We start from the raw sequence: 26,350 nt of genomic DNA on the forward strand, positions 1-26,350 counted from the left end.
GCGCGAGAGGACGAGCGGGACTGCCGGGCCAATGAGGCAGATCGAGCGCTACATCTTTCGGATCGCCCTGGGGTCCACCCTGGCCTGCCTGATCGGCCTCACCGGCACGATCTGGCTGACGCAGGCCCTGCGCGAACTCGACCTCGTGACCGCCAAGGGCCAGACGCTGCTGGTCTTCCTGTTCGTCACCGGTCTGTCGCTGCCGACGCTCGTCGTGGTGATCGCGCCCGTCGCGCTGTTCATTGGGACCGTCTACGCCCTCAACAAGCTCAACGGCGATTCCGAGCTGATCGTCATGTCGGCGGCCGGCATGCCGCCGCGCTCGCTCCTCCGGCCCTTCCTGACCCTCGCGCTGATCGTCAGCTTTCTGGTCGGGTTCCTGGTGGTGGTGGTGATGCCGGCGAGCTTCCAGGAGCTGCGCGACGTGATCACGCGGGTGCGCGGCGACTTCATCGCGAACGTCGTCAAGGAGGGCCAGTTCACCCAGCTCGACAACGGCATCACCTTCCATTTCCGCGAGCGTGGGCCGGGCGGCACCCTCAAGGGCCTGTTCATCCAGGACCGCCGGGAAGCCGGCAAGACCAAGGTCTACCTCGCCGAGCGCGGCAACGCCGTCGACGTCGAGGGCCAGAGCTACCTGATCTTGGAGAACGGCAGCGTCCACCAGCAGCAGAAGGACTCGCGCGATTCCTCGATCCTGACCTTCGAGCGGTACACGATCGACCTCGCCGCCTTCGCGCCCCCGGATTCCGATACAATCTACAAGCCCCGGGAGCGCTCAACGGCGCAGCTCCTGTTCCCCGACCAGAGCGAGGGCTACTACAAGCTGCAGAAGGGCCGCTTCCGGGCGGAGCTGCACGATCGGCTCTCCGCCTGCCTCTACCCGTTGGCCCTGGTCTTCATCGCCTTCGCGGCGCTCGGCGACCCGCGCACCACCCGTCAGGGCCGCGGCCTGGCGGTCGCCGGGGCGATCCTCGCCGTCGTGGCGCTGCGCATCGGCGGTTTCGCGGCCGTCAGCGCCGCTGCGCGCAGCTCCGGGGCCGTGGCGGCGATCTATGGCGTCCCGCTTGCCGCGATGGCGCTGTCCAGCCTCCTGATCTTCTTCGGACCGCGGGTGCGGGCGTTCAACGTCGCGCTGGTCCGCGGCGTGCGGGGCCTGCACCGCGGGCGACGCCTCGCGCCGGCGGCCTGACCGATGATGCTGATCGGTCCCACCCTCGGGCGCTACTTCGCCGCCCGCTTCGCCCGAACCGTGCTCGGCGTCTTCATCACCGTCTTCGCGCTGGTCTACACCCTCGACTTCGTCGAGCTGCTGCGCCGCGCGGGCGAGGCCGAGGGCGCATCCACCGGGCTGATGGCGCAGCTCTCGCTCTACCGTACCCCCGCGGTGGCCGAGGGCGTGCTGCCCTTCGCGGTCCTGTTCGGCTCCATGGCGGCCCTGCTCCAGCTCTCGCGCAAGCTGGAACTGGTGGTCGCCCGGGCCGCCGGGATCTCCGCGTGGCAGTTCCTGCAGCCCGGCTTCTTCGTGGCGCTGGCCCTCGGCGCGGCGGCCGTGGGGATCTACAACCCGGTCTCGGCGATGCTGAAGCAGCGCTCCACGGAGATCGAGGCGAAAATCTTCGCCAAGGCCACCAAGGCCGGCTCGGGCAAGGACCTCTGGATCCGGCAGCGGGGCCTGGACGGCGAGGCGATCGTGCGCGCGGAGACCGCCATCGAAGGCACGACGACGCTCGCGGGCGTCTCCGTCTTCACCTTCGACGAGGCCGGCAAATTCGCCCAGCAGCTGGTCGCGGCCCGGGCGACGCTCCACGACGGGTACTGGGAGCTCTCCGACGTGCGCGTTCTCACACCCGAGATGCCCCCCGAGTCGTTCGACACCTACCTGATCGCCTCCAATCTCGATCCCGGGCAGGTCCGGCAGCGCTTCACCCCTCCGGAATCTGTGCCTTTCTGGCAACTTCCCACAACCATCGCACGCACCGAGCGGGCCGGTTTGGACGCCACCCGATACCGGCTTCAGTACGATGTCCTGTGGGCGAGGCCGGTCCTGTTCGTCGCCATGGTGCTCGTCGCCGCAACCGTTTCCTTACGGTTCTTCCGCTTTGGTGGTGTCGGCAAACTCGTCCTCGGTGGCGTCGCGGCCGGCTTCGCCCTCTACGTGGTCCGACAGGTCATGGAGGGGCTCGGAGCGTCCGGACTCGTCGCGGCACCGGTGGCGGCCTGGTTCCCGGCCGTGGTAGGCAGTCTTCTCGGTACGCTCACGCTTCTGTACCAGGAAGACGGCTGACCGCTGCGATGCGTCGCCGGCAGGGAGACGGGTGTTTGAGGGTCGTGGCGGCACACGTCACAGGGGTTGGGACGCGCGTTGCGTAAGGTCACCGACATCCTGCGGAAAGCGGGCCTTCTGGCCGCGCTCGCGCTGGCCGTGCCCCTGACGGCGGCCGCGTCGGCGCGCGCGCAGACTCTCCCTGCCGTGGCGGCTGCAAAGCCGGGCGACAAGCTCCTCGTCGAGGCCGACGAGCTGGTCTACGACAACGAGCGCAGCACCGTGACGGCCCGCGGCAACGCCGAGCTGCATTACGGCCCCCGGACCCTCCAGGCCGACCGCGTGCGCTACGACCGCGGCAGCAGCCGCGTCTTCGCCGAGGGCAACGTCCGCCTCACCGAGGCCGATGGCGGCGTGGTGACCGGCGAGCGCATGGAGCTCACCGACGATTTCAAGACCGGCTTCATCGACGCCTTCCGCGGCCAGCAGACCGTCCAGCGCAAGTTCGAGACCGTGCGGACGCGTTTCTCGGCGCCCCGGGCGGAACGGCTGAACGGCGAGCAGACGAGCTTCGACTCCGGCAGCTACACTGCCTGCGAGCCCTGCAAGGACAATCCGGAATCGCCGCCGCTCTGGCAGCTTCGGGCGAGCAAGATCGTCCACGATAACGAGACCCATACCGTCTACTTCGACGATTCCACGCTGGAGATCGCCGGCATCCCGGTGGCCTACCTGCCGTATTTCGAGGCTCCGGATCCGACGGTAAGGCGCAAGACCGGGTTCCTGGCGCCCCGCTTCATCACGACGACGGCCCTCGGCAGCGGCGCGTCGCTGCCGTACTTCATCGCCCTCGCGCCCAGCTACGACCTGACGCTGACGCCGACCCTGCTCAGCCGCCAGGGCCTTCTGGCCCAGGGCGAGTTCCGCCAGCGGATCGACAACGGCTTCTACAACCTGCGCCTGTCCGGCATCTCGCAGACGACGCCCTCCGCCTTCCTGCCGAGCCCGCTCGGCGCCGGCGAGCGTGACTTCCGCGGCTCCGTCGAATCGCAGGGCCGGTTCTACATCAACCCGCGTTGGCGGACCGGCTGGGACCTCGTCGGCGTCACCGACAAGTGGTTCCTCGACAATTACCGGATCCGCAATCAGAACATCACCACGGACTACTTCCGCGAGGCGACCTCGACGGCCTACCTGATCGGCCAGGGCGACCGGTCGTGGTTCGAGGCACGGGGCTACTACTTCAAGGGCCTGTCGAGCTTCGACTGGCAGAAGCAGCAGCCGATCGTGGCGCCGGTCATCGATTACGACAAGCGCATCAATGGCCCGTCCGAGATCGGCGGCGAGGTGCGCTTCCAGGCCAACATCACCAGCCTGACCCGCGAGACCACGCAGTATCAGGGGCTGCCGCGCACCTCGAGCTACCTGTTCTCGCCGAGCGTGAACGGCGTCAGCTTCCCGCTCTACCAGACCTGCACGATCTTCCAGCGCGGCACCTGCCTCATCCAGGGGCTTGCGGGAACGAACACGCGCGCCTCCGCCGAGCTGTCCTGGCGCCGCAGCTTCATCGATGATTACGGCCAGAAGTTCACGCCGTTCGCCTACCTGCGGACCGACGCGTTCTTCACCAACCCCAGCTTCTCGGGCTACCAGAACGACCTCGCCCCCCAGGTGGCGAAGATCGATGACGGCTTCGCCGGCCGCGTCATGCCGGCGATCGGCCTCGACTACCGGTACCCCTTCGTGGCGAATTTCGGCGCGCTGGGCGTCCACACCCTTGAGCCGATCGGGCAGGTCATCGCGCGGCCGTCCGAGACACGGATCGGCCGGCTGCCAAACGAGGATGCGCAGAGCCTCGTGTTCGACGATACCTCCCTCTTCGAATGGGACAAGTTCTCGGGCTACGACCGGGTCGAAGGCGGCGTGCGCACCAATCTCGGCGGCCAGTACTCCGTGGTCACGCCCTCCGGCTGGTACGCCAACGTGCTCTTCGGCGAGTCCATCCAGCTCGCCGGCGTCAACTCGTTCCGCCGCGGCGACATCGCCAATGTCGGCCTCGATTCCGGTCTGGAGACCCAGCGGTCCGACTTCGTCGGCCGGTTCCAAGTCTCGCCGAACCAGAACATCACGTTCATCAGCCGGGCCCGCTTCAATCAGTCGGACTTCCACGTGTCGCGGTTCGAGGCCGGGGCGACGGCCCGGTTCGCACCGTTCGCGCCGCTCACCCTGTCGGCGTTCTACTCGTACTACGAGGCGCAGCCGCTGCTGGGCTACAGCCACTACCGCGAAGGCATCACCGCCTCGGCGACCTACAACATCACGCCGAACTGGTTCGTCTCCGGCTCGCTGCTGGTCGACCTCACGCACTACCTCGACGTGCGCAACACCTACCAGGACGCGCTGACCTCCTACCTCGCCAACCCGATCGGGACCGTGCCGATCTACCAGAATCCGGGTCGGTTCTACCTGTCGGGTGCCAGCTTCGGCGGCGGCTATCAGGACGAATGCACCACCGTCTCGCTGAACTACATCAACTCGCCGATCGCCACCGCCACCGGCGTGCGCGAGCGCAACCAGACCGTCCTGCTGCGTGTCGAGCTGAAGACCCTGGGCGAGGCGGATCTGCGCCAGAACGTCGGAACGGCCACCACGGCGGACGGCATCGCCTCAGTGCGGTGACCGGCGCCGCCGCGGGCGCTATAGACCGTCTATGCCACCCCTCGCCCTCACCCTCGGGGATCCCGCCGGGATCGGCCCGGAACTGGCCCTCAGCGCCTGGCTCGGGCGCGGCGGTCCGCGCCTGCTGCCGCCGTTCTTCCTCGTGGGTGATCCGGCCTTCATCGAACGTCTCGCCCACCGGATGAACCGGCCTGTCCCGGTCGCCGAAGTCGATCCCGAGACCGCCGCCGAGGTGTTCCGGCACGCATTGCCGGTGGTGCCCCTACCGAGCGGCGCCACCGTGGCGGCGGAGCCCGGGATGCCGGATTCCGTCAACGCGGGCGCGACCATCGAGTCGATCACCGCCGCCGTGGGCTTCGTCAAGGCCGGGCGCGCCAGCGCGATCGTGACCAACCCGATCGCCAAGTTCGTGCTGACGCGGACCGGTTTCGCCCATCCGGGCCACACCGAGTTCCTCGCCGCGCTCTCGGTGCCCCCCGGCCGGACGCCGCCCCGGCCGGTGATGATGATCTGGAGCGAGATGCTCGCGGTCGTTCCGGTGACGATCCACGTCCCGCTGAGGGCGGTGCCGGAGCTCCTCACCCAGGACCTCGTGGAGGAGACCGCCACCATCGTCGCCCGCGATCTGCGGGACCGGTTCGGACTGCACGAACCGCGCCTCGTCCTCGCGGGCCTGAACCCGCACGCCGGCGAGGCGGGAACCATCGGTCACGAGGATCGGGACGTGCTCGCCCCGGCCGTGGCCCGGCTGCGCGCGGCCGGCATCGACATCCGCGGCCCGCTGCCGGCCGACACGCTGTTCCACGCCCGGGCTCGGGAGACCTACGACGTGGCCCTCGCGCCGACGCACGATCAGGCCCTGATCCCGATCAAGACCATCGCGTTCGACGACGGCGTGAACGTCACCCTCGGATTGCCGTTCGTGCGCACGTCGCCGGACCACGGCACCGCGTTCGACATCGCCGGCAAGGGGATCGCCCGGCCCGACAGCCTCGTGGCGGCGTTGCGGCTCGCCGCCCGGCTGGCGGCCACCGGATCCGCCGCAGGCGCGGTCCCGTCCGGCGGCGACGCGGGCCCGTTCCGCATCTACGCAGGCCGGCCGATGCCCGCGGGCGCCCGGCATTTCGGTCCGGAGGACGAGCTGTGAGGGCGGGATCTTGAGCGCCGGGGACGGGCTTCCGCCGCTCCGCGAGGTCGTCGCCCGGTATGGCCTGGAGCCCAAGAAGGCGCTCGGTCAGAACTTCCTCTACGACCTCAACCTCACCGGACGGATCGCCCGTGCTGCGGGACCGCTCGATGGTGTGACCGTGGTCGAGGTCGGCCCAGGTCCCGGCGGCCTGACGCGGGCGCTGCTGGCCGAAGGGGCGGCGCGGGTCGTGGCCATCGAGCGCGATCCGCGCGCCTTGCCAGCGCTCGCCGACATCGCGGCGCACTATCCGGGCCGGCTCGAAGTGGTCGATGCGGACGCGCTGGTGTTCGATCCGCGGCCGCTGATCGGTCCCGGTCCGGCGCGCATCGTGGCCAACCTGCCCTACAACGTCGGTACGGCGCTTCTCACCGGCTGGCTCGGCGGTGAGGCGTGGCCACCCTGGTGGGATCAGGCCGTCCTGATGTTCCAGCGGGAAGTCGCCGAGCGCATCGTCGCCGGACCCGAGCAGCGGGCGGATTATGGCCGGCTCGCCGTGCTGTGCGGCTGGCGGACACAGGCCGAGATCCTGTTCGACGTCAGTCCGTCGGCCTTCGTTCCGCCGCCGAAGGTGACGTCGAGCGTGGTACGGATCGTGCCGCGGGCCCGGCCTCTCGCGTGCCGGTGCGGGGCTCTCGAAGCCGTGACCCGCGCGGCCTTCGGCCAGCGCCGCAAGATGTTGCGCCAGAGCCTGAAGTCCTTGACGGCCGACGCCGGCACCATGCTGGCCGCGGCCGGCATCGCCGAGACCGCGCGCGCCGAAGAAGTGCCCGTGTCGGGCTTCGTCGACTTGGCCAACCTGTGGGAGCAAAATAAAAACGCCGGCACCGTCGAGACGGCACCGGCGTGAATGCGACGGTCCCGGTCCTCCGACCGGGACGCCCGAGCGATCAGCGGGTCTGCTGGATCGCCGAGAGCACCCAGCCGCGACCGGGCTGGCGCAGGAAGGTCCACAGTTCCGTGGCCTCTGAGGAGTCGGTCTGCACGACACGGCCGCTGGAGCGCTCGATCATCACGTCCTTGAGCGCGTAGCGCATCGCCACGGTCGCGTAGTCGGTGCGGTCCTCGCCCCACGATTCCGCCAGGTCGCCCTGGAGCAGCTTCACGTCCGTGATCTTGTTCACGACGCCGCGGGACGCGTTATTGCGCAACTCCTCGTCGAAGTAGCTGACCATCTCGGGCGTGGACAGGTTGCCGAGGGTCACGCGATCCTCGCGGGAATAGGCATCTTGGATATCGCCGAGCAGCCGCTCGAACGCTTGGTAGTCGGCGGGGCCGATCTGCACCGGACGCGCCTGGGGCGGCCGCTGACCACCTCTGAACATGCCCGCGGCGGGAGCCCCGGGCGCACCGCCGATCGGGCCGCCGGGACCCTGCTCACCGTCGAGGGATGAGCGGGCGTAGGGCGCGCCGGCGCCGGCCGGCTGGTTGCGGCGGCGGAAGAAGCGCAGGGCCAGCATCACCACCACGACCACGAGGCCCACCTGGAAGAGCAGGCCGATCATCGAGGCGAGGCCGCCCAGGCCGCCGAAGAAACCGCCGCCGAGGAGCGCGCCGATCAGGCCGGCGCCGAGCAGGCCCGCGAAGAAGCCGCCGCCGAACCGGCGGCCCGTCGCAGGAGCCTGCATACCGGGGCTGCCCATGCCGGGAGACGGAGCGGTCTGAGACCGCTGCATCGTCATGCCGCCGCCCGGAGCGGTCGGCGTAGCGGACGGTGCCGTGTAGGTGCGGGAGCCGCGCGACCCGAAGGACCCGCCGCCGCCCGGACGGGCTTCGACCACGGGAGCCGCGACAGTCAACGCCGCGGCCAGAGCCAGCAGGCTGGCCACGCGCCGGCGACGCGAAATCTGGGTGAGCATAGACACGCCTCTGAGGACGAGAACTGGATGGCGCTGAGCGCCAGTGACAATATGGGAACGGCTGGGCCCGCGTTTTAGTCCTGCCCCACGACGGCGCGATGGCAGTTTTCCGCCCGTCAGTGCAGCGCCCGCTCGGGCGCGGCGGGAAACGACAACCGCACCTGGGTGCCCTCCCCGGATCGGCTGTCGACGGTGATGGTGCCGTTCTGGCGCTTCATCAGACCGTGAACGATCGCGAGGCCCGCGCCGCGGCCGGCCTCGTGGCTGGTCTGGAAGGGTGCGAGGGCCCGGGTCAGCATCTCGGGCGACATGCCCTGGCCCGTATCGCTCACCGCAATCCCCACGATGCCGTCGCCGGGCTGCTGCATCATCCGATCGCCGGGCTCGATCCGGAAGGTCGACAACGTCAGAGTGCCACCAGCCGGCATCGCCTCGCAGGCGTTCGCGACCAAGTGACGCAGGGCGAACTCGATCTGAGTCGGGTTGCTGATCGCGGGCGGCAGGCCGGGTGTCCGAGCCACGTTCAGTCGGATCGCGGCCGGCAGATCGGGGGCGAGGCGCCCGGCCAGGTCGGCCACGATCACGTCGAGATCGACGGCGCGGACCTCGGGCGCGATCCGCCGGGAATAGGCCAGGAGGTGGCGCGTCAGGATGGCAGCCCGCTCGGTGGCATCGGCCGATCGCGATATCGCGCGCTGGATGAACGGCTCCGGGCGGTCGCCCAACCGACGCTTCAGGCCGTCGATGTAGCCGATGAGGATCTGGAGGAAGTTGTTGAATTCGTGAGCCACGCTGTTGGTCAGCAGGCCCAGCGCCTCGCGCTGGCGGGACAGGGCGAGCGCGCCCTCCGCCTCCCGTCGTGCCGTGACGTCGAGGATCTGGCCGATCCGGAAGGGGGTGGTCGGCAGCGGGGCCACCGTCAGACTGGCCCAGAAGCTCGTCCCGTCCGCGCGCAGCGCCGGGAACTCCTGGATGGCGTCCTGGGCCGGATCCGGCGCGGGCGCGCGGCTGGCCAGCATCGGATCGAGGCCATGCTCCCTGAGCCACGCCGCCGGACGCCCGCAGAGGCGCTCGAGGGCGGGATTGGCGTGCAGAACCCGGCCTCCCTCGTCGAAGAGCAGGCTCGGCGTCGGCAACGCATCGAGGAGCGCGCGAGCCTCCTCCGAAAGGGGCACGTCGTCGTCCGAACCGTGACCCGTGCCGGGTTGCGCCATGCTGCGTTCGCGCTCAGCGGATGCGGAAGGCCCGCGACGCGCCCTCGATAGCGACGAACGGCCGTCCGGCCAAGACGGGGCCCGGAACGCGGATCCGGGGATGGTCTACTGGCGCACCCACATGACCCGAGCCATCCAGGCGACCTCGCCGAGATTCAGGGTGCGATCCTCGTGCTCTGGGTTGAGCGAGGCGAGCTCGACGGTGCGGGCGGTCCGGCGTCTCAGTTCCTTGGCCAGGACCTCGCCGCCGTGAAGGCGGACGACAACGCGGTCGCCCTTGCGCACGCCGGCGGTGGGCGACACGATCAGAACATCGCCGTCCCGGAACAGCGGCAGCATGGAATCGCCCTGGATCTCCAGCGCGAAGGCACGCTCCTCGCCGAGGTCCGGGAACTCGATCTCCTCCCAGCCCGCACCGCCGGTGGGCATGCCCTCGTCGTTGAACAGGCGACCGGCACCGGCCTGGGTGAGACCGATCAGCGGCACCATGGTCCGGGCGGGGATCTCGCGGGCCTCGATGAGGCGCAGGAACTCGTCCAAGCTGGATCCAGTCGCAGCCAACACCTTCGAGACCGATTCCGTCGAGGGCCAGCGTTTGCGCCCGTCGGCGCCGACGCGCTTCGAGCGGTTGAAGCTCGTCGCGTCCAGGCCGGCGCGGCGTGCCAGTCCCGAGGCCGAGTAGCCGTGACGCTCGGCGAGCCGGTCGATGGCGTTCCAGATCTGCTCGTGCGACAGCATGTCGGGCTCGGAGGCTCACCTTGAGCGGGCCGGAACCCCCGTCGCATCAGCCGGAACCCGGCCGTTACGGAGGCAGTGGGACGATCTTCCCGCCGGTCATGGTCGGCACCCGCGGGATACAGGTGTAGTCACCAGATGCGGCAGAACCCCGATCCGGCGTCCCAATTCGGGCCTGGCACTGTGACGCTCAGCCTCGTCGTAGGAAAGTAGAACTACAGCGCGCAGAATGCAATCGTTCCTCGAATGCGTCCCGAATCCAGGTGTTGCCGCCAACCCGAGGCGCCACTATCGACGCGGCCGTGTCCAGGGAGCTTCGATGCCGCTCATCTACAAGATCTGTCCGCGCGCGCTGTGGCGGGAGGCGGAGGCTGCAGGCCGGTTCGCCGGGGCGCCGGTCGACCGCGAGGACGGCTTCATCCACTTCTCCACGGCCGCCCAGGTGGCCGAGACGGCGGCGCGCCACTTCGCCGGGCAGGCCGACCTGCTGCTCGTCACCGTCGAGGCCAACGCCCTCGGGGACTGTCTTCGCTACGAGCCCTCCCGGGGCGGCGATCTGTTCCCGCACCTCTACGGTGTGCTGTCCCTCGACGCGGTCCGTTCGGTGATGGCGCTGCCGTTGGGCGCGGACGGCCGCCACGTCTTTCCGGCCGGTTTGGGTACGCCATGATCGACCGCGCCTTCCCCCTCGTCCGACCGTTGCTGCACCGGCTCGACGCCGAGCGCGCGCACGACCTGACCCTGCGGGCCCTCGCGGCGATGCCCCGTCGCGCGCCTCAGGTGGATGATCCGCACCTCGCCGTCGACGTGCTCGGCCGCCGCTTCCCCAACCCGGTCGGCCTCGCCGCCGGTTTCGACAAGGGCGCGCGCGTGCCGGACGCGCTGCTCGGCCTCGGCTTCGGTTTCGTCGAGGTGGGTGGCGTGGTGCCGCGCCCGCAGCCCGGCAACCCGCGGCCGCGGGTGTTCCGGCTGACCGCGGACCGGGCGGTGATCAACCGCTACGGCCTCAACAGCGAGGGTCTGGACGTCGTCGCCGCGCGGCTACGCGCCCGGGCCGGGCGGGCCGGGATCGTCGGCGTCAACATCGGCGCCAACAAGGAAGCCGTCGATCGCCTCGCCGACTACGCTGCCTGCACCCGGGCGCTGGCGCCGCTGGCGGATTTCGTGACCGTCAACGTCTCCTCCCCCAACACGCCGGGGCTGCGGGACCTGCAGGGCGAGGCGTTCCTGGACGAGTTGCTCGCCAGGACGGTTGAGGCCCGCGACGCGTCGGGCGCGGCGGCGGCGATCCTCCTGAAGATCGCACCCGACATGGCGCTGGATGCCCTCGATGCGATCTGCGCCACGGCACGCCGCCGCGGAGTCCAGGCGCTCGTCGTGTCCAACACCACCGTGGCACGGCCGGCGAGTCTGGTTGAGGGGACGCTTGCCCGGGAAACCGGTGGCCTGTCGGGGCGGCCACTCTTCGGGCCGGCGACCCGGATGCTGGCCCAGACCCGGCTGCGCGTCGGTGACGACCTCCCCCTGATCGGCGTCGGCGGCGTCGATTCGGCCGACGCCGCCTGGACCAAGATCCTCGCCGGAGCGAGCCTCGTGCAGCTCTACTCGGCGCTGGTCTACGAGGGTCCGGGGATCGTCGGCCGTATCAAAGCCGGGCTCCTGAAGCGCATGAGGGCGGAGGGGATCGCCACGCTTCGGCAGGCCGTCGGCCGAGAGGCGGCGGACCTCGCCCGCGGCGGCTGATCGGGCCTGAGCCGATCGCATCGGCCCGGCCGCGCGCCCAACGTCGACGGGGCTGTGTGCCCCTCCGGCGATCCTCCGGGTGTCAGTTTAGAAAGGCTTTGCGGAGCGGGCGCTTAGCCTGTGCGTCGTGCATGAGGGGCCTGCGCGCGCACGCCATTGTGAGGCGGTTGCGGAGACGCTTATCTCGCGGCTGCGAGAGCCTTCGCGTCATCATGTCCAGGACAATTCATGGCCCAGTCTGACGGGGCTTCAAAGCGCTCGTCCGCCGCCGGCGGTTGGGGTGCTCTGAAGAGTTGCGGCAAGCACCTGTTCGGCAGCCGCGCGCCGCTCACCGGCTCCCGCGCGCTGCTCAAGGCCAACCAGCCCGACGGGTTCGATTGCCCCGGTTGCGCCTGGGGCGACCCGGAGCACGGCTCATCCTTCGAGTTCTGCGAGAACGGCGTGAAGGCGGTCTCCTGGGAGGCGACCGACAAGCGCACGCCGCCGGCCTTCTTCGCGAAGCACACGCTGAGTGAGCTGCGGACCTGGAGCGACTACGCCCTCGAGGGCCAGGGCCGCCTGACGCATCCGATGCGCTACGACGCGGCGAGCGACCGCTACCTGCCCGTGGGCTGGGACGAGGCCTTCGCGGAGATCGGCGCGACCCTGCGCGGGCTCGACCATCCCGAACAGGCGGAGTTCTACACGTCGGGACGCGCCTCCAACGAGGCGGCCTACCTCTACCAGCTCTTCGCCCGCGCCTACGGGACCAACAACTTCCCCGACTGCTCGAACATGTGCCACGAGGCCAGCGGCGTCGCGCTGATCGATGCGATCGGCATCGGCAAGGGCACGGTCCTGCTGGAGGATTTCGAGAAGGCGGACGCGATCTTCTGCGTCGGTCAAAATCCCGGGACCAACCATCCGCGCATGCTCGGAGACCTACGCCGGGCGGCCGAGCGCGGCGCTCAGGTCGTGGTGTTGAATCCGGTGCGCGAGCGTGGCCTGGAGCGGTTCGCCGATCCGCAGAACACCGTCGAGATGCTGCGTGGTTCGAGCCGGCCCATCGCCAGCCACTACCTGCAGCCGCGCTCGGGCGGCGACATGGCGGCCTTCCGCGGCATCGCCAAGATCGTCTTCGCCCGCGACACGGAGGCGCGCGCCGCTGGCCGTCCCTCCGTTCTCGACCGCGCGTTCCTAGAGCATCACACCGCCGGGCTCGAAGCCTATCGCGCGGCGGTCGAGGCGACGACCTGGGATGCGATCCTCGACCAGTCCGGCCTGACGATGGACGAGATCGCCGCCATGGCGGACGTCTATCTCGGGGCGCAGCGGGTCATCGCCACCTGGGCCATGGGCGTGACCCAGCACCGCCACTCCGTGGCGACGATCCGGGAGATTGCCAACCTCCTGTTCCTGCGCGGCCATATCGGCCGACCAGGTGCGGGACTCTGCCCGGTGCGCGGCCATTCCAACGTGCAGGGCGACCGGACGGTCGGCATCAACGAGCGCCCCGCCGCGTCCTTCCTGGACGCGCTGGAGCAGCATTTCGGCCTCGCGATGCCGCGCCGGCACGGTCACAACGTCCTGGCGGCGATCCGGGCCATGCGGGACGGGCAATCCAAGGCGTTCATCGGGCTCGGCGGCAACTTCCTGCGCGCGACGCCCGACACGGCGGTGGTCGCCCAAGCCCTGGCCTCCTGCCAGCTCACCGTGCATGTCGCCACCAAGCTCAACCACGCCCATCTCGTGCCCGGCGCGGTCGGTTACCTGCTGCCCTGCCTCGGCCGTACCGAGATCGACCGCAACGCCGACGGCAAGGTCCAGATCGTCACCGTCGAGGATTCGATGAGCATGGTCCACGGGTCGGGCGGCATCAACAAGCCGGCCTCGAAGGAGTTGCGCTCCGAGATCGCCATCATCGCCGGCATGGCGCGGGCGACCGTCGGCGGCTCGGCCATCGACTGGGCCGGATTTGCGGCCGATTACGACCGGATCCGCGAGGCGATCGCCGCTACGATCCCGGGCTTTACCGGCTACAATACGCGGGTGCGCAAGCCGCGCGGCTTCATGCTGCGCAACCTCGCCGCCGAGCGGGTGTTCGAGACCGCCACGGGGCTGGCCAACTTCTCCGCCGATGCCCTGCCGCACCAGACCGAGCACCAGATCGCGACGAGGTCCAAGGACACCTTCGTGCTGCAGACCTTCCGCAGCCACGACCAGTACAACACCACGATCTACGGCCTGGATGACCGCTACCGTGGCGTGTACGGCGAGCGCCGCGTGCTCTTCGCCCATCCGGACGACCTCGCGGAGATCCGGGGCAAGCTCGGCGAGCGGGTCGACATCGTCGGCACGCACGACGACGGCATCGTCCGGCGGGCGGAAGATTTCCGCCTCGTGCCCTTCGACATGCCGCGCGGCGCCCTGGCGGGATACTATCCCGAGCTGAACGTGCTCGTCCCACTCTCGACCTTCGGCGAGAAGAGCGACACGCCGACCTCCAAGTCGGTGCTGGTGACCCTGCAGGCGCGTGCGGCGGCGTGAGCGCGACGCCCGACGAAGCGTCGTTCATCGCCGCCCTCGACCGGGTCACGGCCGCCCGACCCGGCCTCGATCCGTTGGCGGCGGGCCTCCTGGCGGCACTGGACCTCGGCCTGCCGGGCGACAGCCGCGCCTTCGCCAGCACCTTCGGGGTGGAGCACGCGCTGGTGCTGCGCGCGCTGGCGGGGCTTGAGGAGACGGGGCACCTGGCGGTGACGGCGCGGGATCCGCGGACGCAGCGGACGCGGTTCGCGCCCGCCGGCTCAGGGAGGCCCGCGCCGTCGAACGTCGCGGAGTGATCCCGAGCCGCGCGATGCCGCAGCGCCCGGCGCTGCTGGATCCCGCCGCGCCGCGCGCGGAGCCGGCGGTGCAGATCGGGTCAGAAGCCCTTCGCCTTGATCGCCTCGGCCCAGGTTACCGCGCGCCGATTCACGCCGAGGTGCTGCCGCTCGTAGAGGCGACCCTCGAGCTTGATGGCGCCGCGCTTGGCGTATTCCGGGCGCTCGAAAGCCTCCAGCACCAGCTTCGCGCGTCGGACCTCTTCCTCGGTGGGTGCGAAGGACGAATTGGCCGGCTCCAGCTGCGTGGGGTGGATCAGCGTCTTGCCGTCGAAGCCGAGGTCGCGGGCCTGCCGGCATTCGTCGCGGCAGCCCTCCGTGTCGGCGATGTCGTTATAGACGCCGTCGAGGATCGCCAGGCCCTCGGCCCGGGCGGCGGCGAGCGCCATCATGATCCAGGGTAGCATCGGCACGCGGCCGGGTACGATCTTCGCCCAGGTATCCTTGGCGAGATCGTTGGTTCCCAGGACCAGACAGGTCAGGCGGTTGCGCGGGTCGCGCTTGGCGCGGGCGATCTCCTGGATGTTGAGGATCGAGGCCGGGGTCTCGATCATCGCCCAGATCGCGATCCCTTCGGGGGCGTCCAGGGATTCGAGCCGGTCGGCGATGCTCTCCAGCACGGCGGGGGACGACACCTTCGGCATCAGGATCGCGTCGGGCTTGGCCTGGATCGCCGCGTGCAGGTCGGCTTCGCCCCAGGGGGTCTGCGGAGCGTTGACGCGGATGATCAACTCGCGGCTGCCGTAGGCTCCGCTGGTGACCGCCGCGCAGACCTGGTCGCGCGCGATCTCCTTCTCCTCCGGCCCGACAGCGTCCTCCAGATCGAGGATGATGCTGTCGACCGGCAGAGTCTTGGCCTTGTCGAGGGCGCGCTGGTTGGATCCCGGCATGTAGAGCACGCTCCGGCGCAGGCGCAGGTCCATCGTCGTGGCCACGGACTTCTCCCTCATGCGGCCGCGCGCGGCCGATCGTCGTTGCGGTGCACCCTACCGCAGCCGGCCGCGCAAGCCACGTCTCCCCGCCAAGGTTCCTGAGAGTCCGGCGGGCATTTGACACGGTCCGTACTTGCACTTGGATTTGTCGCGATTTCGTCACGATCTCCGGCTTGAAGGCCGGTCAAATCAATTTGCTCATCTTGGATTGTTGGCATGCGCAAAGTCCTGGCCGCTCTCTTCTTGGTTGGTGCACTGGCGGTGCCGCAAGTTGCCGCAGCACAGAGTCGGACCACCCTGGGCGTCGGATCCGGAGCCGTTGCGGGCGCCCTCGTGGGGGGACCGATCGGCGCGGTGGCGGGAGCCGTGGTCGGCGGCTTCGTGGGCAATTCCTCCGAGCGAGGTCGCCGCCACGTCCGCCGCGGTCACCGGTACAGGCCGGTCGCTGTCCGGCGCTCCTACCCGCGGCGCGCGGACGCTGACATGCCGCGCTCCACCGGCACGGTGGTACGGGCGGCGCCGACGGCCACCGCGACGGGCTGGAAGGATCCCCGCTAGCCCGTCCGCAAAGCCGCGACGGTCGACGGGAAGGTACGGCGGACGAGGGCGGGAAAGGCGATGGCCTGGCCGAGCCCCCGGGCGCCGAGAAAGCCCACAAAGGCGATCCACAGGCCGGTGTTGCCGAGATCCAAGAGATGGACGAGCGCGAGCAGCGCTCCGTAGGCGGCCAGCGCACAGAGCATCAGGTCGCGCATCGGCCGCGTCCAAGTCGCACCGATGTAGATTCCGTCATACGCGAACGGGGCCGCGGCGGCGAGCGGCGCCAGGGCAGCGAGCGGCAGGTAGGTTCGCGCGGTCTCCCGGACGGGCCCATTCGTCGTGACGAAGTCGATGAAGCCCTGGCCTCCGGCGAGGGAGAGCAGGCCGACGCCGAGGCCGAAGCCCAGGCACCAGCGCAGGCTCAAGGCCGAGGTCGCCCGAAAGGCCTCGGCGTCCCGGGCGCCTACCGCCTGACCGCACAAGGTCTCAGCCGCCGTGGCGAAGCCGTCCAGAAAGAAGCCGCCGATCAGGAAGAGATTCCAGAGGACGGAATTGGCGGCCAGCACGACGTCGCCCTGCCGGGCGCCGAGGGCCGAGAACAGCACGATGCCGGTGATCAGCGCCAGCGTGCGCAGGATCACGTCGCCGTTGACGCTCAGGGTTCTGCGGATCGCAGCCGCATCGCGCACGTCGCGCAGGGGAACCCGGAAGGGGCGACATCCGAGGCGTGACAGCACGATCAGACCAAACACGAGACCGATTGCCTCGGCACAGAGCGTGGCGAGCGCCGCGCCGGCCAGTCCCAGGTCGAGGCCCAGGACGAGGACGAGCGTCAGGACGACGTTGGTCAGGTTGATCGCCACCTGCAGCAGCAAGCCGAGATCGGTTCGTCCGCGGCCCAGCACCGAGCCGAGGACGCCGTAACCCGCCAGAACGAACGGCGCCGACAGGATGCGGATGTGGAAATAGGTCGACAGGCCCGTGATCACGGCTTCGCTCGCCCCGCTGATCGCGAAGGCGGCCCGCGCGACCGGCCATTGCAGGACGATCAGGCCGAGCCCGATGCCGATGCCCGCCACCAGCGCCCGGACCAGGATGCGGTCGATCTCCACGCCGTTCCGGGCGCCGACCGCTTGGGCGGTCAACCCTGCCGTCGCCATGCGCAGGGCGCCGAAGGACCAGAAGATCGCATCGAAGATCACGGCACCCAGCGCGATCGCGCCGAGCAACGCCGCGTCGCCGAGCCGGCCGATCACCGCCGCGCCGACGAAGCCGAGCATCGGCGTCGTGACGTTGGCGAGCGTCATCGGCAGCGCCAGGGCCAGCACGCGGCGATGCGTGGGTTTCGCCGGACCCGCGGCCCGCATCCTCAGCGGACGCTAGCCCAGCGCGGAGGCGCCACCCGTCACCGGGACACGGCCACGAGCCGCGCGATCAGCCACAGCGGGACGACCACGATCGCCCCGGCGACGATCCAGCCGCCGAAATCATGCAGGGAGGCCAGTCCGACGTCGATGAGGGCACGCGCTGAATCGTAGACGTGCCAGAACAGGCGCCCGGGCGTCATCCCGAGCATCGCCATGAAGGCGCCGACCAGAACCGACAGGAACAGCAGGCGCAGGAACACGCCCGTCGGGGAGCCGCCGAGGAAGCGCCGCAGCGCCGAATCGCGCGGGCGGTAAGCCCCTGCGCCGTAGGTGCCGTCCGGCGGTGCGCCGTGCAGGCGCCTGTCGTGATCGACGAGCATCGCGTCCTCTGGAAATCTCACGGCCCCGGATCGGCGACGAAGCGGGCGGAACCGTGGCCGGCGCACCACACCGCGACGAAACCCGAGCGCCGATCAAGCGTTGGCGGGTTTCTCCCGCGAACCCGAGATGGCAAGCGGCGGCGGTCTCGCCAAGATGCGCGGGACCGGCGATGGGTTAAGCGTCGCGCGAAACTTCCTTTGCGCAATCGTCGCCGATGGGAGACCTCTCGGTTAGCCGGGAGTTTCGTGAGAGGCTTCAGAGTGCCGACGGGACCAAACCCACGATGATCGACCACGCCCTGTTCGACCCGGCGACGATCGATCCCGAGACGCTGCGTCTCAACGCCGAGATCGTCGCGGCGCATGCCGCTCTGCCCGATCCATGGTCGCTGCCGATCGCCGAGGTGCGCGCGCGCCGCCGCGCCGGCACCAAGGCCGCGCCCGCGATGCCGCACAGCAACCGGGCCGAGTGGCTGACGATCGACGGTCCCGACGGTCCGCTCAGGCTCCGGGTGATCCGGCCGAAGCCCGGCACCAAGGTACGCGGCGCCTACCTCCATATTCACCGCGGCGGGTGGGTCTGGGGCTCGGCCGACGAGCAGGATCCCTGGCTGGAGCGGATCTCCGATGCGTGCGGCTTCGTCGCCCTCTCGGTCGATTACCGGCTCGCCCCCGAGAATCCCTACCCGGCGGCCCTCCACGATTGCGAGGCGGCTGCCCTGTGGCTCGCAGGCCCCGGCAAGGCCGAGCTCGGCATCCACGCGCTGACCATCGGCGGCGAGTCCGTGGGCGCGCAGCTCGCCGTGATGGTGCTGCTGCGGCTGCGCGACAAGCACAACCTGCCGCGGGCGTTCCGGGGGGCCAATCTCAACGCGGGCTTCTTCGATCTGGGCCTGACCCCGTCCGTCCGGAACTGGGGCGAGGAACGGCTCGTCGTGAACACCCGCGACCTGACCAAGTTCGCCGACGGCTACGTCCGCGAGGGCATCGACCGGCGCCGGCCGGACGTGTCGCCGATCTACGCGGACCTGAAGGGCCTGCCGCCGGCCCTGTTCACCATCGGAACGGCCGATCCCCTCCTCGACGACACGCTGTACATGTCGGCACGGTGGGCCGCCGCGGGCAACGGTGGCCACACGGCGATCTATCCCGGCGGCTGCCACGTCTTCGCCCGCTACCCGAGCCCCATGAGCGAGCGCGCGCTGGAGTTGATCGACCGCTTCCTCATGGCGCTCGCCTGAGCGATCCGGCCGAGATCCTGCCGGAGCGTTTCCGGGCCTGGTTCGCCGCACGCGGCTGGGCACCCCGGTCGCACCAGCTCGACCTGCTGCGGATCGCCGGTGCCGGCCGGTCGGCCCTTCTGGTGGCTCCGACCGGGGCCGGGAAGACGCTGGCGGGTTTCCTGCCGAGCCTCGTCGCGCTCTCCGAGCGCGGTCCGCAGGGTCTGAGGCCGAAGGGCCTGCACACCCTCTACGTCTCGCCCTTGAAGGCGCTGGCGGTCGACATCGCCCGCAGCCTCGACGCGCCCATCGCCGAGATGGAGCTGCCGGTCCGCGTCGAGACCCGCACCGGCGACACGCCCGCGCACAAGCGCACCCGCCAGATCAGCCGGCCGCCCGACATCCTGCTGACCACGCCCGAGCAGCTGGCGCTGCTGATCGCCCATCGCGAAGCCGCGGCGTTCTTCGCGGGTCTGCGCTGCGTGGTCCTGGACGAACTGCATGCGCTGGTCACCTCGAAGCGCGGCGACCTGCTGGCGCTCGCCCTGGCGCGTCTGCACCGGCTCAGCCCAGGACTCGCCGCGATCGGGCTCTCCGCGACGGTGCGCCAGCCGGATGAGCTGCGGAAGTATCTGGTGCCCCAAGGACCGCTTCCCCCTCCCCCCTCCGCGGCGGAAGGCACCCTGCAGGGCGGGGAGACGGAGGGGGCCCGCGACGATGAGCCGTCCGAGCGCGGTCGCGAAGCCCCCCGTCGCGCCGCACCTCGCGCCCGCTCCGGCCTGACGGACGGACCACCCTCCCCCGCAGCGGATGGCGGGATCGCGGCGCCCATGGCCGACCTCGTCACCGTGGCCGGCGGCGCGAAGGCGGATCTGCGCATGCTCGACCTCGGCCGGGCCCTGCCGATCTCGGGGCACACCGCCTGGCACTCGATGCCGGCCATCTACGACCTGATCCGGGCGCACCGGACGACGCTGGTCTTCGTGAACACCCGCCTGCAGGCCGAGTACACCTTCCAGGAGTTGTGGCGGCTCAACGAGGACGCCCTGCCGATCGCCATCCACCACGGGTCGCTGGACGCGCAGCAGCGCCGTCGGGTCGAGGCCGCCATGGCGGCGGGCCAGTTGCGGGCGATCGTCTGCACCGCCACCCTCGACCTCGGCATCGACTGGGGCGACGTCGACCTCGTGGTCAATGTCGGGGCACCGAAGGGCGCCAGCCGGATCATGCAGCGGATCGGCCGGGCCAACCACCGCATGGACGAGCCCTCCAAAGCCTACCTTGTCCCCGGCAACCGGTTCGAGATGCTGGAATGCCAAGCGGCCCTCGACGCCGTCGAGGCGGCGGCGCAGGACACGCCGGACGCGCGGCTCGGTGCCCTCGACGTCCTCGCCCAGCACGTCCTCGGGATGGCCTGCGCCGACGCCTTCGACCCGCTCGATCTCTACGACGAGATCGTCTCGGCGGTACCCTATGCCGGCCTCACTTGGGAATCGTTCGAGCAGGTGGTCGATTACGTCGCCACCGGCGGCTACGCGCTGCGCGCCTATGAACGCTTCGCCAAGATCCTGCGCGGTCCCGACGGGCTCTGGCGCGTGCGCGATGCCCGCACCGCGCAGGCCTATCGGATGAATGTCGGCACCATCGTCGAGGCGGCGCGGGTCCGGGTCCGCCTGGGCCGTTCCCTCCGCGGAAAGCCCGGCACCGTCCTGCCGAAGACCGGCCGGGTGCTCGGCGAGATCGAGGACGAGTTCGCCGAGACGCTCACCGTGGGCGACACCTTCCTGTTCGCCGGCGAAACCCTGCGGTTCGAGGGGCTGGCCGAGGACGAGTGCCTCGTCACGCGCGCGCCGCCCGGCACCGACCCGGCGATCCCCTCCTATGCCGGCGCCAAATTCCCGCTCTCGACCTTCCTGGCCGAGCGGGTCCGCGCGCTCATAGCCGATCCCTTTGCCTGGGACCGGCTTCCGCGGCAGATCGGCGAGTATCTGCTCCAGCAGCGCCGCCGCTCGGTCCTGCCGGGCGAGCGCGACCTCCTGGTCGAGACGTTCCCGCGCGGCAAGCGCCACTACCTGACCGCCTTCCCGTTCGAGGGCCGCCTCGCCCACCAGACGCTCGGCATGCTGCTCACGCGCCGGCTGGAGCGCGACGGCCTGCGGCCGCTCGGTTTCGCCGCCAACGATTACGGCATCGCGATCTGGACGACCCGCGACGTCTCCGAGCGCGCCGCCCGCGATCCGGATTTTATCGGCGACCTGTTCGCGGTCGACATGCTGGGCGACGACTTGGAGGCGTGGCTCGACGAATCGGCCATGATGAAGCGCACCTTCCGCCAATGCGCGGTGATCGCCGGGCTGATCGAGCGTCATCATCCGGGCCTCAAGAAGTCCGGGCGACAGGTCACGATCTCCACGGACCTGATCTACGACGTCCTGCGCAAGCACCAGCCGGACCACCTCCTGCTCCGGGCGGCGCGGCAGGATGCGGCAACCGGACTCCTCGACGTGAGGCGCCTCGGCATGATGCTAGAGCGCATCCAAGGGCGAATCATCCACAGGTCTCTCGACCGGGTCTCGCCGCTCTCCGTGTCCGTGATGCTCGAGATCGGGCGCGAGCGGGTCTACGGCGAGGGCGCCGACGAGATCCTGGCCGAGGCCGAGGCGGAGCTTCTCCAAGAGGCTCTGTCCTGACCGCCGATCCGCCCTGCCCCGACGACACCGAGGATGCGATCTTGGCGGCCGGCCTGAGACTCGAGAAGACCCACAAGCACCCCACCCTGCTGCTGGCGGGCGAGACCCTGGTGCTCGACCTCTGCGGCGGCCTGTGGCTGCCGGAGCATCGGACGCTGATCGTCTCCGATCTTCACCTTGAGAAGGGCTCGTCCTACGCGGCCCGCTCCGGCCAGTTCCTGCCGCCTTACGACACCCGCGAGACGCTGGCGTGCCTGCACGAGGCGGTGGTGCGGCACGATCCCGCCCGCGTCGTTGCGTTGGGCGATTCCTTCCACGATGCCCGCGGGCCCGAGCGCATGGAGCCGGGCGATCGGGCGATGGTGGCGGCGCTGCAGGATGGCCGGGACTGGGTCTGGATCGCCGGAAACCACGACGCCGCCGTGCGCGAGGGCGTCGGCGGCCGGTACGCGGAGGCGCTGACGGTCGGCGGCTTGATCCTGCGCCACGAGCCGAGCCCGCAACCCGTACCCGGCGAGATCGCCGGTCATCTCCATCCCTGCGGCAAGGTCGCGATGCGCGGCCGGGCGGTCCGCCGCCGCTGCTTCGTCACGGACGGCAGCCGCCTGGTGATGCCGGCCTTCGGCGCCTATGCGGGTGGGCTCAATGTTCGCGACAAGGCCATCGAGAGCCTGTTCCCGAACGGCTTCACCGCCCACCTCCTGGGCGACGGGCGGGTCTTCGCTATCGGGAAGGCGCAGCTCGCCCGGGACTGAGCGCCTCCGGCTTCACGCCTTCCCGCCGGCCCGCACCCCGTCGGGACGCGGCGCGTCCCGCTGCGGCGGCCGAAGCCGGATCAGGCCGTCTTCATGAACCGGGTCACGCTGTCCGACAGGCTCGCCGAATGGCCCGCGAGGCTCTCGGCGATGCCCTGGACCGACTGGGCGAGCTGACCCGTCGCGTTGGCGGCCTCGGACACGCCCCCGATGTTGCCCGCCATCTCGTGGGTCGAGACCGCCTGCTCCTCGACGGCGCTGGCCATGGCCAGGGTGAGCTTCGACAGCTCGCCCACCGCGGCCGTGATCATCTCGATGGCGCCGACGGCCTCGCCCGTGGCGTTCTGAATCGCCGAGACCTGCTGGGTGATCTCGCCCGTGGCCTTGGCGGTCTGCTCGGCCAGCGCCTTCACTTCGCTCGCCACCACCGCGAAGCCCCGCCCCGCCGTGCCGGCGCGCGCCGCCTCGATGGTCGCGTTGAGCGCCAGCAGGTTGGTCTGGTCGGCGATCGACTTGATCATGCCGACGACGGTGTCGACCTTGCGGGCGTTCTCGGCGAGCTGCCGCATCGTCGCGTCCGTCGTCTCGGCTTGGACGGCGATCTGTTGCGCCCGCTCCGAAACCCGGCCGACCTGGCCGGAAATCTCCTGGATCGCGCCGTTCATCTGCTCCGAGTTCGCCGCCACCGACGACGCCTTGCTGCGGGCGGACTCGGCCGACTGCATCAGCCCCTCGGCCGAGCTCTGCATCTCGTGGATCGCGGATCCGACCGCGTCCACGACGCGCTTCACGTCGATCTCCATGTTCACCTGCGCGGTGACCACTGCCCAGGTCAGCATCGGGCCCAGGTAGCGGCCCTGCTCGTCGTTCACCGCCGTGACCTGCAGGTTCAGCGTCTCCGGCCCGACCTTGATCTTGGTGGTGTGCGGTAGCCGGCTGGCATCCGCCAGCATGGTCCGCTGGTGATGCGGATTTTTATGGAAGACGTCGAACGAGCTGCCGAGCATGTCGTCGACCTTGATCGGCAGGTGCTGCTCGATCGTGGCCAGAGTCCTGCGCGACGTGGCGTTGAGGTAGTCGATCTTGAAATTGTCCGTCATGTCGGCCGTCATCACAGCCACCGGCACATTGTCGATCATCGTCAGGAGGCGGGTGATTTCCTTCTTCTTCGCCGAAATGTCGGTGGCGAACTTGACGACCTTCACCGGTCGGCCCTTCGCGTCAAGGATCGGGTTGTAGGTCGCCTCCAGCCAGACGCCTGCCCCCGCTTTGTCGAGGCGGAGGAACTCGCCCGTCACGTATTGACCGGCCTTCAGCTTGTCCCAAAAAGCCGTATATTCCACAGTCTTGGCATAGGCGCCCTCGACAAATATGCGGTGATGGTTCCCGGTCACCTCATCAAGTGTGTATTTCATCACCTTGAGAAAGTTTTGGTTCGCGTGCAGGACGCGGCCGTCGAGATCGAACTCGATGATCGCCAAGGATCGGTCGAGCGCCTCGATCTTGGCCTGCGCTTCACTGTACGTTGCCCGCTTGAACATGATCACGATCGCTCCTTCTCGATCTCCTATAGCTTCCGCGTCGTTAATGGCGTGCTAATCGGAATTCAAGGGAGACTAGAAATCGAACGAGTTCTTCCGAGCGGATCGATCGAAGGCGGTCGATGTCTCGGAATGCGATGTCGTGATGCTAAAATCAGAGATCAGATATTTGTAATTGCCAAATGAATATCAGAACCAGCCACGAATACGGAAGTAGATCACCGGAGCGATGGCGCTGATGAGGATCAGGCCGAGCGCGTAGGGGTAGCCGTAGGTCCACTCCAGTTCCGGCATGTGCTTGAAGTTCATGCCGTACATGGAAGCGATCAGCGTGGGCGGGACGCCCACCACCGAGACCACCGTCAGCACCCGGAAGACGTTGTTCTGCTCGATGTTGATCAGGCCCAGCGCCGCGTCGAGGAGGAACTGCACGTTCTCGGCGAGCCGCGTTTCGAACTCGTCGAGGGACTCGATGTCCCTGCGGATCGTGTCGAACCGCCCGTCCTCCGGCAGGCCGAGCCCTTCGCAGGCGGCCGACACGAACGGTACGATCCGCTCCAGCCCCAGCAGGCTCGCGCGGATCTTGCCCAGCCCCTTGCCGCGATTGCTGATGCCGCGCAGGATTCGCCGTAGGGCGAGGTCGCGGCGCCGCGGCGGCGGACTCTCCAGCCTGCGCCGGTCGGCGCCGCGCACGTCGAAGTCGAAGATCCGTGTCGAAAGCGAATCGAGGTCGGAGGCCATGTCCTCGAGGGCGTCCGCAAGACTGTCGACCAGCTCCTCCAAGACCACGAGGAAAATCTCGCTCGGGGTCGTGCTCCCGTCGCCGTCTGAGATCCGCTTCGTGGAGGAGTCGAAGGCCCGCAGATCGTGGAAACGGATCGTGACGAGATGGTCCTTGGTCAGCAGGAAACCCAATGGCTTCAACTGAGACGCGCTCTGCTCGAAGGTGATCATCGGCGTCGACAACGAGAGCCCGCCCTTCACCCGGCGGAGCCGGCTCGACGTCTCGACCTCCGACAGGGCCTCCCGCGACGGGACCCGCAGACCGGTCGCCTGCTCGACGATGGCCGCCTCCTCGGGCGTCGGGTCGTTCAGGTCCAACCACACCGCCTGGGGCGCGATCGGGCGGCCGGGTTCCAGCGCCACCGCGCCGTCGGGTCCGTGCAGGCTCAGCATGGGAGCACGATGTCCGTGAGGGAGAATTTTGGCCGCCGCCGCGTCATCGCGCCGTCGTGCGGGGGTGCGACAGCCTTGACTCGGAACCGCAGCGAGCCTATCTCGCCGCCGTCTTTGGCACTCGCCGAGACAGAGTGCTAACAGTCGAGTTCGCGAGCGGTCCCGCCGGCCGCATCAACGCCAACTCCAGACCTGAAGCAAGAGGGCTGCTCATGAAGTTCCGTCCGCTGCACGACCGCGTGGTCGTCCGTCGCATCGAGAGCGAGGAGAAGACCAAGGGCGGCATCATCATTCCGGATACCGCCAAGGAGAAGCCGCAAGAGGGCGAGATCGTCGCCGTCGGTCCCGGCGCCCGTGACGAGCAGGGTCGCGTCAACCCGCTCGACGTCAAGGCCGGCGACCGCGTCCTGTTCGGCAAGTGGTCCGGCACCGAGGTCAAGATCGACGGTCAGGACCTCCTGATCATGAAGGAATCCGACATCATGGGCGTCGTCGCCCTCTGATCGGAACGCTCGTCCTGCCCTTTGAGGCCGTCCCGGCCTTGGGGTTTCAACACTAGTTAAGAGGCACACAATGGCAGCGAAAGACGTTCGTTTCTCCGCCGACGCCCGCGATAAGATGCTGCGCGGCGTCGACATCCTCGCCGACGCGGTGAAGGTGACGCTCGGTCCGAAGGGCCGCAACGTCGTGATCGAGAAGAGCTTCGGCGCCCCGCGCATCACCAAGGACGGTGTGACGGTCGCCAAGGAGATCGAACTCGCCGACCGCTTCGAGAACATGGGCGCCCAGATGGTGCGCGAAGTGGCCTCGAAGACCAACGACATCGCGGGTGACGGCACCACCACCGCGACCGTGCTGGCGCAGGCCATCGTCCGTGAGGGCGCCAAGTACGTCGCCGCCGGCATCAACCCGATGGACCTGAAGCGCGGCATCGACCTCGCCACCCAGGCCGCCGTCAAGGACATCACCTCGCGCGCCAAGAAGGTCTCGACCTCCGACGAGGTCGCCCAGGTGGGCACCATCTCGTCGAACGGCGACACCGAGATCGGCCAGATGATTGCCCACGCCATGCAGAAGGTGGGCAACGAGGGCGTCATCACCGTCGAGGAGGCCAAGACCGCCGAGACCGAACTCGACGTCGTCGAGGGCATGCAGTTCGACCGCGGCTACCTCTCCCCGTACTTCATCACGAACGCGGAGAAGATG

23 protein-coding genes are annotated in these 26,350 nt (G+C 69.4%); 15 read left to right on the top strand and 8 right to left on the bottom strand.

Annotated features, from left to right (window positions below; all coding sequences use genetic code 11):
• Window positions 1-31: 31 nt before the first annotated feature.
• From lptF to rsmA, 5 genes are all read left to right on the top strand, one after another.
• Window positions 32-1,192: an LPS export ABC transporter permease LptF gene (gene lptF, locus MKK82_RS05175; protein WP_243984830.1), complete on the top strand. Its 1,161-nt coding sequence runs from the start codon at window positions 32-34 to the stop codon at window positions 1,190-1,192.
• A gap of 6 nt (window positions 1,193-1,198) precedes the next feature.
• A complete protein-coding gene (lptG, locus tag MKK82_RS05180; RefSeq protein ID WP_238290854.1) occupies window positions 1,199-2,287 on the top strand; it encodes an LPS export ABC transporter permease LptG in 1,089 nt (362 codons plus the stop codon).
• A gap of 78 nt (window positions 2,288-2,365) precedes the next feature.
• Complete coding sequence (locus MKK82_RS05185) at window positions 2,366-4,945, top strand: LPS-assembly protein LptD (RefSeq protein ID WP_238290790.1); 2,580 nt, start codon at window positions 2,366-2,368, stop codon at window positions 4,943-4,945.
• Window positions 4,946-4,976: 31 nt separating this feature from the next.
• Window positions 4,977-6,092 (top strand): 4-hydroxythreonine-4-phosphate dehydrogenase PdxA, encoded by a 1,116-nt coding sequence (gene pdxA, locus MKK82_RS05190; RefSeq protein WP_238290789.1) that lies wholly within the window; start codon window positions 4,977-4,979, stop codon window positions 6,090-6,092.
• 10 nt (window positions 6,093-6,102) lie between these two features.
• Window positions 6,103-6,981, top strand: coding sequence for a 16S rRNA (adenine(1518)-N(6)/adenine(1519)-N(6))-dimethyltransferase RsmA (rsmA, locus tag MKK82_RS05195; RefSeq protein WP_238290788.1), 879 nt, complete (start codon window positions 6,103-6,105; stop codon window positions 6,979-6,981).
• A gap of 40 nt (window positions 6,982-7,021) precedes the next feature.
• Here the strand turns inward: rsmA and MKK82_RS05200 are convergent, their stop codons facing one another.
• The 3 genes from MKK82_RS05200 to MKK82_RS05210 all read right to left on the bottom strand — a co-directional run bounded on the left by MKK82_RS05200 (window position 7,022) and on the right by MKK82_RS05210 (window position 9,942).
• On the bottom strand, window positions 7,022-7,990 hold the full coding sequence (locus tag MKK82_RS05200; RefSeq protein WP_243984832.1) for a TIM44-like domain-containing protein: 969 nt from the start codon (window positions 7,988-7,990) through the stop codon (window positions 7,022-7,024).
• Between the two features lie 116 nt (window positions 7,991-8,106).
• Entirely contained in the window at window positions 8,107-9,204 is a 1,098-nt protein-coding gene (locus MKK82_RS05205; RefSeq protein WP_238290786.1) for a two-component system sensor histidine kinase NtrB, read from the bottom strand.
• Between the two features lie 105 nt (window positions 9,205-9,309).
• The gene (locus MKK82_RS05210) at window positions 9,310-9,942 is read right to left on the bottom strand and encodes a helix-turn-helix transcriptional regulator (RefSeq protein WP_238290785.1); all 633 of its coding nucleotides are present in this window, start codon (window positions 9,940-9,942) and stop codon (window positions 9,310-9,312) included.
• Window positions 9,943-10,258: 316 nt separating this feature from the next.
• On the opposite strand from MKK82_RS05210, the gene MKK82_RS05215 reads away from it, so the two are divergent.
• The 4 genes from MKK82_RS05215 to MKK82_RS05230 all read left to right on the top strand — a co-directional run bounded on the left by MKK82_RS05215 (window position 10,259) and on the right by MKK82_RS05230 (window position 14,504).
• Window positions 10,259-10,609 (top strand): DUF952 domain-containing protein, encoded by a 351-nt coding sequence (locus tag MKK82_RS05215; RefSeq protein WP_238290784.1) that lies wholly within the window; start codon window positions 10,259-10,261, stop codon window positions 10,607-10,609.
• The gene (locus MKK82_RS05220; protein ID WP_238290783.1) at window positions 10,606-11,682 is read left to right on the top strand and encodes a quinone-dependent dihydroorotate dehydrogenase; all 1,077 of its coding nucleotides are present in this window, start codon (window positions 10,606-10,608) and stop codon (window positions 11,680-11,682) included. The genes MKK82_RS05215 and MKK82_RS05220 overlap by 4 nt, the downstream gene beginning before the upstream one ends.
• Window positions 11,683-11,910: 228 nt before the next feature.
• Complete coding sequence (locus MKK82_RS05225) at window positions 11,911-14,208, top strand: FdhF/YdeP family oxidoreductase (protein WP_243984834.1); 2,298 nt, start codon at window positions 11,911-11,913, stop codon at window positions 14,206-14,208.
• Complete coding sequence (locus MKK82_RS05230) at window positions 14,205-14,504, top strand: hypothetical protein (RefSeq protein ID WP_238290780.1); 300 nt, start codon at window positions 14,205-14,207, stop codon at window positions 14,502-14,504. The genes MKK82_RS05225 and MKK82_RS05230 overlap by 4 nt, the downstream gene beginning before the upstream one ends.
• 80 nt (window positions 14,505-14,584) lie before the next feature.
• Here the strand turns inward: MKK82_RS05230 and MKK82_RS05235 are convergent, their stop codons facing one another.
• On the bottom strand, window positions 14,585-15,466 hold the full coding sequence (locus tag MKK82_RS05235) for an HpcH/HpaI aldolase/citrate lyase family protein (protein ID WP_243984841.1): 882 nt from the start codon (window positions 15,464-15,466) through the stop codon (window positions 14,585-14,587).
• 225 nt (window positions 15,467-15,691) lie between these two features.
• On the opposite strand from MKK82_RS05235, the gene MKK82_RS05240 reads away from it, so the two are divergent.
• Window positions 15,692-16,033, top strand: a complete 342-nt coding sequence (locus tag MKK82_RS05240) for a hypothetical protein (protein WP_243984836.1) — start codon at window positions 15,692-15,694, stop codon at window positions 16,031-16,033.
• Here the strand turns inward: MKK82_RS05240 and MKK82_RS05245 are convergent.
• Both MKK82_RS05245 and MKK82_RS05250 read right to left on the bottom strand, forming a co-directional pair.
• Window positions 16,030-17,382 (bottom strand): MATE family efflux transporter, encoded by a 1,353-nt coding sequence (locus MKK82_RS05245; RefSeq protein WP_238290773.1) that lies wholly within the window; start codon window positions 17,380-17,382, stop codon window positions 16,030-16,032. The two genes, MKK82_RS05240 and MKK82_RS05245, sit on opposite strands and share 4 nt — an antisense overlap.
• A gap of 38 nt (window positions 17,383-17,420) precedes the next feature.
• Window positions 17,421-17,762: a DUF6460 domain-containing protein gene (locus tag MKK82_RS05250; RefSeq protein ID WP_238290771.1), complete on the bottom strand. Its 342-nt coding sequence runs from the start codon at window positions 17,760-17,762 to the stop codon at window positions 17,421-17,423.
• A gap of 284 nt (window positions 17,763-18,046) precedes the next feature.
• On the opposite strand from MKK82_RS05250, the gene MKK82_RS05255 reads away from it, so the two are divergent.
• Genes MKK82_RS05255 through pdeM form a run of 3 tightly spaced genes read left to right on the top strand, consistent with a single transcriptional unit; the run spans window position 18,047 to window position 22,427 of the window.
• Window positions 18,047-19,003, top strand: a complete 957-nt coding sequence (locus MKK82_RS05255; RefSeq protein ID WP_238290769.1) for an alpha/beta hydrolase — start codon at window positions 18,047-18,049, stop codon at window positions 19,001-19,003.
• On the top strand, window positions 19,000-21,672 hold the full coding sequence (locus MKK82_RS05260; protein WP_243984843.1) for a ligase-associated DNA damage response DEXH box helicase: 2,673 nt from the start codon (window positions 19,000-19,002) through the stop codon (window positions 21,670-21,672). Before MKK82_RS05255 ends, MKK82_RS05260 begins: the two co-directional genes overlap by 4 nt.
• A gap of 41 nt (window positions 21,673-21,713) precedes the next feature.
• Window positions 21,714-22,427, top strand: a complete 714-nt coding sequence (pdeM, locus tag MKK82_RS05265) for a ligase-associated DNA damage response endonuclease PdeM (protein WP_238290768.1) — start codon at window positions 21,714-21,716, stop codon at window positions 22,425-22,427.
• A gap of 80 nt (window positions 22,428-22,507) precedes the next feature.
• Here pdeM and MKK82_RS05270 read toward each other — a convergent pair whose 3' ends face one another.
• Window positions 22,508-23,968, bottom strand: coding sequence for a methyl-accepting chemotaxis protein (locus MKK82_RS05270; RefSeq protein ID WP_238290851.1), 1,461 nt, complete (start codon window positions 23,966-23,968; stop codon window positions 22,508-22,510).
• 189 nt (window positions 23,969-24,157) lie between these two features.
• The gene (locus MKK82_RS05275) at window positions 24,158-25,144 is read right to left on the bottom strand and encodes a CorA family divalent cation transporter (protein ID WP_238290767.1); all 987 of its coding nucleotides are present in this window, start codon (window positions 25,142-25,144) and stop codon (window positions 24,158-24,160) included.
• A 212-nt stretch (window positions 25,145-25,356) separates the two neighbouring features.
• Between MKK82_RS05275 and groES the strand changes: the two genes are divergently transcribed.
• Both groES and MKK82_RS05285 read left to right on the top strand, forming a co-directional pair.
• Window positions 25,357-25,647: a co-chaperone GroES gene (groES, locus tag MKK82_RS05280; RefSeq protein WP_238290766.1), complete on the top strand. Its 291-nt coding sequence runs from the start codon at window positions 25,357-25,359 to the stop codon at window positions 25,645-25,647.
• A 70-nt stretch (window positions 25,648-25,717) separates the two neighbouring features.
• The coding region (locus tag MKK82_RS05285) for a TCP-1/cpn60 chaperonin family protein (RefSeq protein ID WP_279602786.1) at window positions 25,718-26,350 on the top strand (633 nt) is incomplete at its 3' end.

Origin of the sequence: Methylobacterium sp. E-046, from assembly GCF_022829625.1 — a bacterium.
Lineage (GTDB): Bacteria > Pseudomonadota > Alphaproteobacteria > Rhizobiales > Beijerinckiaceae > Methylobacterium > Methylobacterium longum.